Here is a 13,464-nt window from a genome sequence, read left to right as displayed (position 1 = left end):
GAGAAGGTGACACTATGTGGTTAACCCGCGTCAGCGTGCAGAACCCCTATCTGGCCGCCGTGATGATGCTGCTGCTGACGGTGCTGGGCCTGTTTGCCTGGAAGCAGCTGCCGGTAGAGGAGTTTCCCGATATCCGTTTCCCGGTGGCGGTGGTGTCGGCGACCTATCCCGGCGCCTCGCCGGAGGTGATCGAGAGCGAGGTCACCCGCCCGCTGGAAGAGGCGGTCAACACCATCAACGGCGTCAAGCACATCCGTTCCTACTCCTCCGAGGGCGTCGCCACGCTGGTGGTGGAGTTCGAGCTGTCCACCGATCCGGCCATCGGCCTGCAGGAGGTACGCGACAAGGTCGGCGCCGCGCAGGGCCGGCTGCGGCGCGAGGTGAGCACGCCGACCATCTCGCAGATGAACCCCAACGACGAGCCGCTGATGTCGTACACCTTCAGCCAGCAGGACGGTTCGCAGCGCGAGCTGAGCAACTGGCTGGACAATGTGCTGAAGAAGCGGCTGCAGACGGTGAGCGGGGTCGGCGAGGTGAAGCTGGTCGGCGCCAGCAAGCGCGAGATCCGCATCGAGCTGCAGCCGTACCGGCTGGAGGCGCTGGGGCTGTCGGTCAGCGAGGTGGCCGACGCCATCGCCGCGGCCAACCGTGATTTCCCGGCCGGCCAGGTCAGCAGCCAGCGCAACGAGCTGTCGGTGCGCGTCGCCGGCAAGCTTGCGTCGGTGGACGACTTCCGCGAGCTGGGCATCGCCACGCGCCAGGGCGCCACCATCCGCCTGGCGGACGTGGCCGAGGTGCGCGACAGCGAGGAAGAAAAGAACAGCATCAGCCTGATCGACGGCAAGCCGGCGGTGGGGCTGGACGTGCGCGCCGCGCGTGGCGCCAACGTGGTGGCGGTGGCCGATGCGGTGAAGGCAATCATCGGCGAGCAGCGGCCGCTGATGCCGGCCGGCAGCGAGGTCAAGCTCACCTACGACAAGTCGGACGAGGTGCGCAAGTCGCTGAGCGGGGTGCAGCAGACGCTGCTGGAAGGCGCCGGGCTGACGGTGCTGATCGTGTTCCTGTTCCTCGGCAGCTGGCGCAGCACGGTGATTACCGGCCTGACGCTGCCGATCGCACTGCTGGGCACCCTGTTCGCGGTGCAGGCGCTGGGCTTCACCCTCAACGTGATGACGCTGATGGCGCTGTCGCTGTCCATCGGCCTGTTGATCGACGACGCCATCGTGGTGCGCGAGAACATCGTACGCCACGCCACGCTGGGCAAGGGTCACTACCAGGCGGCGCTGGACGGCACCAACGAGATCGGCCTCGCGGTACTGGCCACCACGCTGACCATCGTCGCGGTGTTCCTGCCGGTCGGCTTCATGGGCGGCATCATCGGCAAGTTCTTCCACCAGTTCGGCCTCGCGGTGACGGTGGCGGTGCTGATCTCGATGTTCGTGTCGTTCACGCTGGACCCGATGCTGTCCTCGGTGTGGCACGACCCGCACCGCCACGGCGATCACCACAAGGGCCCGGTCGGCCGCGCGCTGGACTGGTTCGAGGCCTCGCTCGACCGTCTCGCCGACGGCTACGTGCGGGTGATCCGCTGGGCGCTGGCGCACCGCAAGACGGTGCTGGTCACGGCGCTGGCGCTGACCGTCGGCAGTTTCATGCTGGTGCCGGTGATCGGTGGCGAGTTCCTGCCGCGTGCCGACAACGGCGATTTCCGCCTGTCGTTCAAGACCGCACCCGGCTCGACGCTGGAATACACCGCCGCCAAGGCGCGCGAGGTGGAGGCGCAGCTGCGCAGCATTCCGGAGGTGAACACCGTCGACAGCAAGATCGGCGGCGGCCGCTTCGGCGCCGGCCGCAACGAGGCGCAGCTGACCATCGATGTCGGCGACAAGCAGTCGCGCCAGCGCGACCTGTTCCAGCTGATGGCGGCGGCGCGCAGCAGCGCGCAGCGGGTGGCCGGAATCGAGCTGGACTCGGTGCAGGAGCTGGGCCAGCACGGCCCCGGCGGCAAGCCGGTCAATATCGGCATCCGCGGCAGCGACCTGCAGGCGCTGAGCCAGGCCACCGACGCGGTGATGGTGGCGATTGCACGCGTCAACGGCGTGCGCGACGTGCAGAGCAGCTTTTCCGACGCCGATCCGGCGCTGGACGTGCGCCTCGACCGCGATGCCGCCGCCTCGCTGGGCGTGGATCTCACCCGCGTCGGCAACACGCTGTCGGTGCTGCTGGCCGGCAGCACGGTGACGACGTGGGAGGCGCCGGATGGTGAAAACTACGATGTGCGCCTGCAATTGCCGCGCGAGGGGCGCGAGGCGGCGCTGCTGGAGGTGCTGATGGTGCCAGGCACACGGCGCGATAACGGCGAGGCCAATATGGTGCCGCTGGCGCAGCTGGCGCGCATCGAGCCGGGCAGCAGCCCGCGCCAGATCGAGCGTACCGACCTGATGCGCGAGATCAGCGTCACCGCCAACATCAGCGGTCGCAGCGCCGGCGAGGTGTTTGCCGGTGTCGACGCCGCGCTGAAACAGCTGCGGCTGCCGGCCGGGGTGATGCTGTCGCAGGAGGGCGAGCGCAAGAGCATGCAGGAATCGCTGGACTACGCGGTGCAGGCGCTGGCGATGGGGGTGATCTTCATTTATCTCATTCTCGCCGCGCAGTTCCGCAGCTTTACGCTGCCGGTGACCATCATGATGGCGCTGCCGCTGGCCTTCGTCGGCGTGTTCGTCGCGCTGTGGCTGTTCGGCTCCACCCTCAATATGTTCTCGGTGATCGGCATCATCATGCTGATGGGCCTGGCCGCGAAGAACGGCATCCTGCTGGTCGACTTCATCAACCAGAGCCGCAAGGAAGGCATGGCGCGGCTGGATGCCATCGTCGAGGCCGGCCGCGTGCGGCTGCGCCCGATCATGATGACCAGCCTGGCGATGATCTTCGGCATGCTGCCGCTGGCGCTGGCCAGTGGCGCCGGTTCGGAGACGCAGCGGCCGATGGCGCACGCGATCATCGGCGGCCTGATCACCTCCACCGTGCTGACGCTGATCGTGCTGCCGGTGGTGTACACCTACCTTGACAGCCTGCGCACCCGCATCCGTGGCCTGTTGGCGCGGCTAACCGGCCAGACGGCGGCCTCGCCGCACTGAGCCGCCGCGCACGAACGGCCAAGGCCGCTGCCGATGTTTATCGGCAGCGGCCTTGGGCATTGAGAACGGTTGCGGCCAACCTTACTGCCTGACGTACACCACCTGTGCCGGCATCGGCGGCGGGAACGCCTCGCCGCCCAGTGCGTCGCGGATCTGCTGGTTGCTGTCGAAGTACACCTGCCAGTAGTGGTCGTTATGGCAGAACGGGCGCACCGCCAGCACCGGCCCCACCAGGTTGAATTCCAGGATCGCCACCTCCACCGCCGGCTCCGCCAGCACGTTGGGAATCGTCGCCAGCCGCTGCCGCAGCAGCGCCATCGCGGCGGCGGGGTCGGCGCTGCCGGCCAGCTGCGCCTTCAGTTCCACGCGGCGGTAGGGGTTGCTGCTGAAGTTCTGCAGTGTGTCGCCCATGATCTTGCCGTTGCCGACCATGGTCAGCACGTTGTCCGGGGTGTTGATGGCGGTGGTGAACAGGCCGATCTCCTTCACCGTGCCGGTGACGCCGCCGGCGGTGACGAAATCGCCGACCTTCATCGGCCGCAGCATGATCAGGAACACCCCGGCGGCGAAGTTGGACAGCAGGCCGGACCAGGCCATGCCGATGGCGACGCCGGCGGCGGCGAACAGCGCGGCAAAGGTGGTGGTCTGGATGCCGAAGTAGCCGAGGATGCCGACCACCAGGATCACGTTGAGGGTGACGTTGATGGTGGTGCCGAGATAACGCATGATGGTGGCGTCGACATGCTGCCGCTCCAGCGTGCGCTGCAGCAGGCGGCCGACCTGGCCGATCAGCCAGCGGCCGATGATCCAGAAGGCCAGCGCGGCCAGCAGCGTGCCGCCGATATTGAACGCATAATCCGTGGCGACCTGCTGCCAGTGGGAAAGGTCGATCTGATTCATGACAACTCCTTGTCGGACGGGTGGGATCTGCATCCAGTTAAGCAGCTGGCATTGCCGGCAACAAGTTCATTTGCATGAATTGTCGCCGCTGGCGGGCAAAAACATCGGGCGATGCCGCAGTCAGGTCAAGGCAGCGCCGCCGGCGCAGGGTATAATGCGGCCAACCTTTTTCTGCCCGTATAGCCAACATGACCCAGCTCAAGAACGATACCTTCCTGCGCGCGCTGCTGAAGCAGCCGGTTGAATACACCCCGATCTGGATGATGCGCCAGGCCGGCCGCTACCTGCCGGAATACCGCGCCACCCGCGCCCGCGCCGGCAGCTTCATGGGCTTGTGCACCAGCCCGGACTACGCGACCGAAGTCACGCTGCAGCCGCTGGAGCGCTTCCCGCTGGACGCGGCCATCCTGTTCTCCGACATCCTGACGGTGCCGGACGCGATGGGGCTGGGGCTGTCCTTCGCCGAGGGCGAGGGCCCGCGCTTTGCCCGTCCGCTGCGCGACGAGGCGGCGATCAAGGCGCTGCAGGTGGCGCCACTGGACAAGCTGCAGTACGTGTTCGACGCGGTATCCAGCATCCGCAAGGCGCTCGACGGTCGCGTGCCGCTGATCGGCTTCTCCGGCAGCCCGTTCACGCTGGCCTGCTACATGATCGAGGGCGCCGGCTCCGCCGACTTCCGTCACGTCAAGGCGATGCTGTACGGCCGCCCGGAACTGCTGCACCACATCCTGCGCATCACCGCCGACTCGGTGACCGCCTACCTCAACGCGCAGATCGATGCCGGCGCCCAGGCGGTGCAGATCTTCGATACCTGGGGTGGCGCGCTGAGTCACGCCGCGTACCAGGAATTCTCGCTGGCCTACATGCAGCAGATCATCGCCGGCCTCAAGCGCGAGGCCGACGGTCGCCGCGTGCCGGTGATCGTGTTCACCAAGGGCGGCGGCCAGTGGCTGGAACAGATCGCCGCCATCGGCGCCGACTGCGTCGGCCTGGACTGGACCACCGACATCGGCCAGGCGCGCGCGCGCGTCGGCGACCAGGTGGCGCTGCAGGGCAACTTCGACCCCAACGCGCTGTTCGGCAGCCCGGCGGCGATCGAGCAGGAAGCCGGCCGCATCCTGGCGGCGTACGGCCACGGCTCCGGCCACGTGTTCAACCTCGGTCACGGCATTTCGCAGTTTGCCGACCCGGAACACGCCAAGGCACTGGTCGCCGCCGTACACCGCCTGTCGCGCCCGTACCACGCCGTCTGACGCGTCAAACCGGTCACAGCCACCGCCTGCCGGCGGTGGCTTTTTTTGATGCATAAACAAAGCTTGCCGGCAAGGCTTGACAGTTGTCGCCGCAGTTGTTCCACGACTTATGCACACCAAAACGGGGCATTTTTCCGGCCTGTCAAGGCTTGTTGCCAAAGAAAGATGAAATTTATATAAGCATCTGATTTTATTGAATTTAATATTTCAGATTAAAATTTGTGCAATCTAATGGAATGCCCGATTGACGTGCTTTTTGCCAGCTGGCTCGTCAGTTGTTCACAAAGTTATCCACAGTATCTGTGCACAGCTGGCGCCAAGCCGCGCCAGTGCTGGATTAGCGGGGAGTCCGTCCAATCATGACTGCAATGCAGCACATCAGTGTCTGGCTCGATGTGCCCTTGCGTGGTGCATTTACCTACCTGCATCCGCAGCCACTGCCCAGCGGCCAGCGCGTCCGCGTCGCCTTCGGCAATCGCGAATTGTGCGGCGTGGTCGACAACAGCGTGCCGCCGCAGGCGCTGGACGAGGCGCGCTGCAAGCCTATCCTGGCGGTGCTGGACGAGCTGCCGCCGCTGCCGGAGGCGCTGCTGCAGCAAGTACGCTTTGCCGCGCGCTACTACCTGCATCCGCAGGGGCAGGCGCTGTTCACCGCCTTGCCCACCGCGCTGCGCGAGCCGCGCGCGGTGACGCTGGCCGATCGCCAGTCCTACCGCCTCAATGCCGCCGGTCTTGACGCCGAGCCATCGGCGCGCAGCACAGTACAGCGCCAGTTGTGGCAGGCGCTGCAGCAGCCGAAATCGCGCGACGCGCTGCGCCGTGTGCACCCGCAGGCGACGGCTTTTCTCAAACAAAGGTTGGCCGCAGGCCATATCGACATCCTGCCGTGGCAGGCACCGCCCTTGCAGATCGCCGCGGCGCTGACGCTGAACGACGAGCAGCAGGCGGCGCTGGACGCGGTGGCGGCCAACCTTGGCCGCTTCGGCGCCTTCCTGCTGCACGGCATCACCGGCAGCGGCAAGACCGAGGTCTACCTGCAGCTGATCGCCCGTGTGCTGGCCGCCGGGCAGCAGGCGCTGGTGATCATTCCCGAGATCAACCTCACCCCGCAGCTGATCGAGCGCTTCGCGCAGCGTTTTCCCGCCAGCCACATCGTCTGCCTGCACAGCGGCCTGTCCGATGGCGAGCGGCTGCAGGGCTGGGTCGACGCCTGGCAGGGCGTCGCCGACATCGTGATCGGCACCCGGCTGGCGGTGTTCACACCGCTGCCGCGTGCCGGGCTGGTGATCGTCGACGAGGAGCACGACGGCTCGTTCAAGCAGCAGGATGGCCTGCGCTACCACGCGCGCGATCTGGCGGTGTGGCGCGCCAACCAGGCGCAGGTGCCGGTGCTGCTGGGCAGCGCCACCCCCAGCCTGGAAACGGTGGCCAACGTCGAGGCCGGCCGCTACCGCAAGCTGCTGCTGTCGGCGCGGGCGCACGGCAGCGCGCGGCTGCCGCGCATCGGCCTGGTCGATACCCGCCGCCTGAAGCTGGTGGACGGCCTGTCCGAGCCGGTGATTGCCGCGCTGCAGCAGCGGCTGGAACGCCGCGAGATGAGCCTGGTGTTCATCAACCGTCGCGGCTACTCGCCGGTGCTGGCCTGCACCGCCTGCGGCTGGACCTCGGCCTGCAAGCACTGCAGCGCACGCATGGTGCTGCACCTGTCGGCGCGCCAGCTGCGCTGCCACCATTGCGGTGCGCAGCAGCGGGTGCCGCTGCAGTGCCCGGCCTGCGGCAATCCCGACGTGCAGCCGCTGGGCGAGGGCACGCAGCGGCTGGAAGAGGCGCTGCGCCGGCTGTTGCCGGAGGCGCGCATCCTGCGCATCGACCGCGACAGCACCAGCCACAAGGCGGCGTGGGACGCGGTGTACCAGCGCGTGCACGCCGGCGAGGTGGACATCCTGCTCGGCACCCAGATGCTGGCCAAGGGCCACGACTTTGGCGCGCTGTCGCTGGTGGTGGTGCTGGGCAGCGACGGCGGCCTCTATTCCGCCGATTACCGCGCCAGCGAGCGCCTGTTCGCGCAGCTGCTGCAGGTTTCCGGCCGTGCCGGCCGCGCCGAGCTGGGCGGCGATGTCATCGTGCAGACCAACTGGCCGGAGCACCCGCTGTATCTCGCGCTGACGCGGCATGATTTCGACGGCTTTGCCGCCAGCCAGCTGCAGGAGCGGCGCGAGGCCGGCTTCCCACCGGCGGCCAGCCAGGTAATCCTGCGTGCCGATGCGCCGCAGTACCACGAGGCCGAGGTCTTCCTGCAGCAGGTGCTGACGCTGTGCGGCGAACTGCCGCCGCCGCTGTTCGTGTTCGGCCCGGCGCCGGCGCTGATGGCGCGCCTTGCCGGCCGCGAGCGCGCACAGCTGACCTTGAGGCGCCGCAACGGGCGGCGCTGCACGCCTGGCTGCGCGCGCTGCTGCCGCAACTGGATGCGCTGGCGCGCAAGGCGCCGCGCCAATTACGCTGGTCGCTGGATGTCGACCCGCAGGAGATCTGAGTGACATTACGTTTGGTGATTGCCATGCTCGCCGTCGCGCCGCTGGCGCTTGCGGCCAACCTTGGCACCTTGCGCGCCGACGAGGTGGCGCTGTGGGCGGCGCCGGTGGAAGGGCGCGCGGTGTTCGACGAGCACCGCGCCGACGCCGCGATGAACCCGGCCTCGACCATGAAGCTGGTCACCGCCTGGGCGGCGCTGAACCGGCTGGGGCCGGGCTACCGCTGGCGTAGCGAGCTGAAAAGCAATGCCGTGCTGGAAAACGGCGTGCTGCGTGGCGACCTGTACTGGATCGGCCGCGGCGATCCGCGTTTCGATTCCGCACGCCTGACCGAGCTGCTGCGCCAGCTGCGCCTGCGCGGCGTGCAGCGCATCGATGGCCAGCTGCTGCTGGACAAGCGCGCCTTCAGCCGCATCAGCAGCGCCGACGGCTTCGACGGCGACGCCGAGCGCGTGTTCTCGGTGCCGCCGGATACCCACCTGTCCAACCTGAAGGTGGCATGGCTGCGCTATTTCTACGAGCAGGGCCGGCCGCAGGTGGTGCTGGACCCGCCGCTGCCGGCCTTCCGCCTCGACAACCGGCTGCAGCCCGGTGCCGCCGCCAGTTGCGGCGACGTGCGCGAGCACGCCGCGGTCAGCATCAGCGGCAACAGCATCCGCGTCAGCGGCAAGCTGCCGCCGGCCTGCGACGGGACGGCCAGCTACGTCAACGTGCTGGATAACGACGGCTACGCCGGACAGAGTTTTGCCGCCATCTGGCAGATGCTGGGCGGCGAGGGGCCGCGCGGCATCGCGCAGGGCAGCACCCCGCCCGACGCGCGCCAGCTGGTACGCCTGGATTCCGAGCCGCTGCCGCAGGCGCTGAGCGACATCAACAAGTACAGCAACAACACCATGGCACGCAGCGTGTGGCTGACGCTGGGCGCGGAAAACCCGCACAGCGGCGATACCGTGGCCGATGCGCAGCTGGCGGTGCGCTCGCTGCTGCTGGAGCGCGGCATCGCCGCCGAGCCACTGCAGCTGGAAAACGGCGCCGGCCTGTCGCGGCGCGAGCGCATCAGCGCGCGCCAGCTGGGCGCGATCCTGCTCGATGCCGCGCGTGGGCCGTATGCGGCCGAATTCATCGCCAGCCTGCCGCTGGCCAGCGAGGACGGCACCCTGCGTCGCCGTTTCGCCGAGCTGGGGCCACGGTTGCGGCTGAAGACCGGCACGCTGGGCGATGCCCGTGCGCTGGCCGGCTACTGGCAGGCGCCCACCGGGCAGCGGCTGGCGATCGTGGTGCTGGTCAACTCGGCTCGCGCGGCACAACTGCAGGAGGCGCTGGATGCGCTGGTTAGCGAGGTGGTCGGGCGATACGCGGCGCAGCTGCAAGGGCAGCCCTGAGCCTTGCCTTGGGCGCGGTAACTGGCCTTATAATCACTGTTTGTTTTAGCTTAAGGCCGTCACCATGAAACCCGTTACCATGTACACCTCGGCCTATTGCCCGTACTGCATTCGTGCCAAGCAGGTGCTGGCCCAGAACGGCGTGACCGACATTGAAGAAGTCCGCATCGACCTTGACCCGCAGGCGCGCGACACCATGATGTCGCTGACCGGGCGCCGTACCGTGCCGCAGATCTTCATCGGCGACGTACACGTCGGCGGCTGTGACGACCTAGTGGCGCTGCATTCGGCCGGCAAGCTGGATGTGCTGCTGGCCGGTTGACGCGCGCAGCTGTCATCATTTTCGTGCGATGATCCGCACTTGATTCCAACCCCGCGCCTGACGGCGCTACCGAGATCCAACACCATGAGCGAACAACAAGAGCTGCAACCGGTATTCTCCATCGAAAAAATCTACGTCAAAGACCTGTCGCTGGAAATCCCGAACGCACCCGCCATCTTCCTGGAGCAGGAACAGCCGGAAATCGACATGCAGCTGGCTTCCGAAGGCCGCCAGCTGGAAGACGGCTTCTTCGAAGTGTCGCTGACCGTGACCGTCACCGCCAAGCTGCCGGAAAAAACCATGTTCCTGTGCGAAGTGGCACAGGCCGGCATCTTCCAGATCCAGAATATTCCTGCTGAAGACATCGACCCGATCCTCGGCGTGGCCTGCCCGAACATCCTGTTCCCGTACGCCCGCGAAACCGTGTCCAGCCTGGTTGGCCGCGCCGGTTTCCCGCCGGTACTGCTGGCACCGATCAACTTCGAAGCCCTGTACATGCAGCAACGCGCCGCCCAGGCCGAAGCCGGTACAGCCTGATCGCGATGAAACCGACTCGCATTGTGTTTGCAGCCGTACTGGCCCTGCTGGCCAGTACGGTTTTTGCATTGGAATTCCGTTCGGTCAAGGAAACCGGCGTCGCGCTGTACGAGGCGCCCAACCTTGCCGCCAAGAAACTGTTCGTGGTCAGCCGCTACTATCCGGTGGAGGTGCTGGTGACGCAGAAGGACTGGGCGCGGGTGCGTGATGCCACCGGCGGCATCGCCTGGATTCCGGCGGCGGCGCTGTCGACGCGGCAGATGCTGCTGGTCACCGCCGAACAGCTGCCGGTGCGTGCCGCGCCGGCGGAAAGCGCGGCCGTGCTGTACCAGGCCGGCAAGGATCTGGCGCTGGAGCTGCTGGAGCCGCCGCAAAGCGGCTGGGTCAAGGTACGTCATCGCGACAATACCGTGGGCTATGCCCGCATTGCCGGCCTGTGGGGGCTGTAAGGAACACGATGAAAATAGCCGTACTTGGTGCCGGTGCCTGGGGCACGGCGCTGGCCTTCGCGTTTTGCCGCCAGCATCATGTCACGCTGTGGGGCCGCAACGCCGAGCAGATGATCGACATGCAGGCCACGCGCCTGAACCGGCGCTACCTGCCGGAGTGCCCGTTCCCGGCCGATCTGCACCTGTCGGCCGATCTGTCCGAGGCGGTGGTCGGGGTCGATCTGGTACTGGTGGTGACGCCGATCGCCGGCTTGCGGCCAACCTTGCGCGAGCTGGCACGGCTGAAGGTGGATGCGCCGCTGCTGTGGGCGTGCAAGGGCTTCGAGGCCGGCTCCAGCCTGCTGCCGCACCAGGTGGTGGCCGAGGAATTCCCCCATCTCAAGAGCGTCGGCGTGCTGTCCGGCCCGAGCTTCGCCCGCGAAGTGGCGCAGGGGCTGCCGGCGGCGGTGACGCTGGCGTCGGAAAACTACGCCTTTGCCCGCGACTACGCACGCGAGCTGCACAGCCCGCTGCTGCGCATCTACGCCAATGACGATCTGGTCGGGGTGGAAGTTGGCGGTGCGGTGAAAAATGTGATGGCGATCGCCACCGGCGTCGCCGACGGCCTCGGCTTCGGCATGAACGCGCGCGCGGCGCTGATTACCCGCGGCCTGGCCGAAATCACCCGCTTGGCAGTGGCACTTGGCGGCAGCCAGCAGAGCATGATGGGCTTGTCCGGCGTCGGCGACCTGCTGCTGACCTGCACCGGCGCGCTGTCGCGCAACCGCCAGGTCGGCCTCAAGCTGGCGGAGGGCAAGTCGCTGGACACCATCCTCGCCGAGCTGGGCCACGTCGCCGAAGGGGTGCCGACCGCGCGCGAGGTGCTGAAGATGGCGGAGCGGCTGCAGGTGGACATGCCGATCACCGCCGCGGTGTGCGAGCTGCTCTATCACCAGGCCACGCCGCAGCACGTGGTGGAACGCCTGCTCGGACGCTCGCCCAAGCCGGAGTTTCATGCCCCCGGCGCCTAAACCTTTGCTACGCAGCAAGCGCAACATCCTCACCGGCAGCCTGGCGCTGCCGGTTTTCACGTCTGGCTTGTCCTCTAGCGCGGCAGGGTGGAGTAGCGTTCCACCAGCTTCTGTCGCAGCGCGGCGAAGTCGAAGTCGTCGTCTTCGTGGCGCAGCCGCTGCGCGTAGCCGATGCGGTCGTCGCCATCCACCAGCCACAGCGCCGGGCAGGTCATGCCGGCCAGCGGCACATCCTGGATCAACACGCCGAAGTGCTTGTGGAAATCGCGCCCGCGCAGGGTGGAGAGCAGCACCGCATAGGGCAGGCCGTGCGCCTGGCGCGCGCGGGCGAGGCTGAACGGTGAGTCGACGGTGATCACGATCAGCTGCAGCTGCGGCCACGGCTCCAGTTGGCGGCGCAATTCCTGCAGCAGCGCCAGCCCGGCCTTGGGCGCGTCCAGCGACAGCAGGGTCACCACCAGCTTGTCGTGGCCGAGAAAACGCTCCAGCGACACGTCGCGCAGCTGCTCGTCGACCAGCATGAAGCTGGGCAGGGTCTCGCCCGCCTGCGGGAAACGGCCTTCTACCGCCAGCCATTCGTCGGCATAGCGGAAATGGGTGTGGGTCATGGTCTGCTCCTGGTTGTTTCTTCATGGTGGAACAGAACATGCGAAAAGCAAGCGCGGGGCGGTGAGCTTATGAAAAAAGCCGGTGCCCGGCAGCGTGATGGCTGCGGACACCGGCTTTAGCGCCAGGCGGAATCAGGGGTAGTAGAAGTGCAGGCTGTAGCCCAGCGCCTTGGCGTCGCGGACTTCCATGCGGGTGACGATCTTCAGCTCGCTGCTGGCGTTGAAGCGGCCCAGCTTGAGGTCGTCGGCGGACAGGTACTGTTCCGGTTTCAGCGTCTTGCGAATCAGCACGCGGTCCTCGCCATCCTTCAGCGACACCTCCATCAGCGGGAAGGCCTGCGGATAGGGGGCCAGGTTCTTCAGCGTGGCGTCCAGCTGGATCAGGTGCTCGTGCTGCGGCACGAACGATAGCTCGGACCACTCGGTGCGGATCAGCTGGCGCTGGGTCGGCAGCGGCACCTCGCAGCCGAGCGACTGGCACAGCGACTCGAAGGCGGGGCGCAGCTCCGGCAGCTCGGCGCTGACCGCGGTACGGTTTATGAAGGCCAGCTGCAACAGCAGCAGCAGCACGCCGATGACACCGAGCAGGCCGAAGGCGGTGGCGCGCAGCCAGTTGCCGTCGGCGGTGCTTGCGGTGTCGCTTTCTTCTGTTTCTGCGTCGTGATTGCTGGCGGCCGGCGCGGGCACGTCGTCGTCCAGGTCGGCGGCGGAAATCGGTGGCAGCGGGCTGTCCGCGCTGTCTGTGTCGTACTGTGCGGCCAACCTTTGCTGGCGGCCGGGTGCCGGCGTTGTGGGTGTCGGCGGTTCGTCGACCAATGCCACCGGCTCGCTGGCACGACTGGCCGGTGTCTGCAGCGCTTCGGCCAGTGCGCGCTGGAAGGCGGCGATGTCCTGCTGCGGCTCGGCGGCCGGGGTGCTGTCCTGCCGGGGTGGGGTATCCAGGTCCTGCCACGACAGCGGCTGTTCCGGTTCCGGCAGCAGGTCGAAGTCGGGCAGATCCAGTGCGGTCTCAGGCTCGGTGGGGGCGGCTACCGCTGCCGCGCGCGGCTCGGCGCTGGCGGCAAGGTTGGCCGCATCCCGTTCCGGATGAAAGTCCGGCAGCTCCAGCTCGAAGTCGTCGTCGGGCACCGTTTCGAGGCGATTGCTGGCCGCATTAGCTGGGGTGCTGATGACCGGCGGCGCCTCGGCTATCGTCGGAGCCTGCTCGAAATGACTGGGTGCGTGGAAGACATGGCTACAGCGCCCGCAGCGCACCATGCCGGCAGCAAGGGCGAGGTGGGCATCGGAGACCTTGAAACGGGTCTGGCAGGCGGGGCACTGTGTGGTGTAGCTCAT

The 13,464-nt window shown here is 67.4% G+C and carries 11 protein-coding genes; 8 read left to right on the top strand and 3 right to left on the bottom strand.

What is annotated here, in order from left to right; all coding sequences use genetic code 11:
* Window positions 1-14 precede the first annotated feature (14 nt).
* A complete protein-coding gene (locus tag ACG97_RS08110) occupies window positions 15-3,137 on the top strand; it encodes an efflux RND transporter permease subunit (protein ID WP_047966848.1) in 3,123 nt (1,040 codons plus the stop codon).
* Between the two features lie 81 nt (window positions 3,138-3,218).
* Here the strand turns inward: ACG97_RS08110 and ACG97_RS08105 are convergent, their stop codons facing one another.
* Entirely contained in the window at window positions 3,219-4,037 is an 819-nt protein-coding gene (locus ACG97_RS08105; RefSeq protein ID WP_047966847.1) for a mechanosensitive ion channel family protein, read from the bottom strand.
* A 188-nt stretch (window positions 4,038-4,225) separates the two neighbouring features.
* On the opposite strand from ACG97_RS08105, the gene hemE reads away from it, so the two are divergent.
* The 7 genes from hemE to ACG97_RS08070 all read left to right on the top strand — a co-directional run bounded on the left by hemE (window position 4,226) and on the right by ACG97_RS08070 (window position 11,521).
* On the top strand, window positions 4,226-5,290 hold the full coding sequence (gene hemE, locus ACG97_RS08100) for a uroporphyrinogen decarboxylase (protein ID WP_047966846.1): 1,065 nt from the start codon (window positions 4,226-4,228) through the stop codon (window positions 5,288-5,290).
* Between the two features lie 359 nt (window positions 5,291-5,649).
* Window positions 5,650-7,827, top strand: coding sequence for a primosomal protein N' (locus ACG97_RS08095; protein ID WP_238377295.1), 2,178 nt, complete (start codon window positions 5,650-5,652; stop codon window positions 7,825-7,827).
* A complete protein-coding gene (dacB, locus tag ACG97_RS08090) occupies window positions 7,824-9,203 on the top strand; it encodes a D-alanyl-D-alanine carboxypeptidase/D-alanyl-D-alanine-endopeptidase (RefSeq protein ID WP_238377294.1) in 1,380 nt (459 codons plus the stop codon). Before ACG97_RS08095 ends, dacB begins: the two co-directional genes overlap by 4 nt.
* A gap of 64 nt (window positions 9,204-9,267) precedes the next feature.
* Entirely contained in the window at window positions 9,268-9,525 is a 258-nt protein-coding gene (grxC, locus tag ACG97_RS08085; protein ID WP_047966844.1) for a glutaredoxin 3, read from the top strand.
* 84 nt (window positions 9,526-9,609) lie between these two features.
* The gene (gene secB, locus ACG97_RS08080; RefSeq protein WP_047966843.1) at window positions 9,610-10,062 is read left to right on the top strand and encodes a protein-export chaperone SecB; all 453 of its coding nucleotides are present in this window, start codon (window positions 9,610-9,612) and stop codon (window positions 10,060-10,062) included.
* Between the two features lie 68 nt (window positions 10,063-10,130).
* On the top strand, window positions 10,131-10,511 hold the full coding sequence (locus ACG97_RS08075) for an SH3 domain-containing protein (RefSeq protein WP_238377293.1): 381 nt from the start codon (window positions 10,131-10,133) through the stop codon (window positions 10,509-10,511).
* 8 nt (window positions 10,512-10,519) lie between these two features.
* Window positions 10,520-11,521, top strand: coding sequence for an NAD(P)H-dependent glycerol-3-phosphate dehydrogenase (locus tag ACG97_RS08070; protein WP_047966841.1), 1,002 nt, complete (start codon window positions 10,520-10,522; stop codon window positions 11,519-11,521).
* Between the two features lie 74 nt (window positions 11,522-11,595).
* On the opposite strand, the gene ACG97_RS08065 is transcribed toward ACG97_RS08070, so the two are convergent.
* Together ACG97_RS08065 and ACG97_RS08060 are read right to left on the bottom strand one after the other, a co-directional pair.
* Complete coding sequence (locus ACG97_RS08065; protein ID WP_047966840.1) at window positions 11,596-12,129, bottom strand: redoxin family protein; 534 nt, start codon at window positions 12,127-12,129, stop codon at window positions 11,596-11,598.
* Window positions 12,130-12,261: 132 nt separating this feature from the next.
* Complete coding sequence (locus ACG97_RS08060) at window positions 12,262-13,464, bottom strand: DUF3426 domain-containing protein (protein WP_047966839.1); 1,203 nt, start codon at window positions 13,462-13,464, stop codon at window positions 12,262-12,264.

Source organism: Vogesella sp. EB (assembly GCF_001037925.1).
In the GTDB taxonomy this organism is placed as follows: domain Bacteria; phylum Pseudomonadota; class Gammaproteobacteria; order Burkholderiales; family Chromobacteriaceae; genus Vogesella; species Vogesella indigofera.
This window is presented reverse-complemented; position numbering and strand designations above follow the sequence as displayed.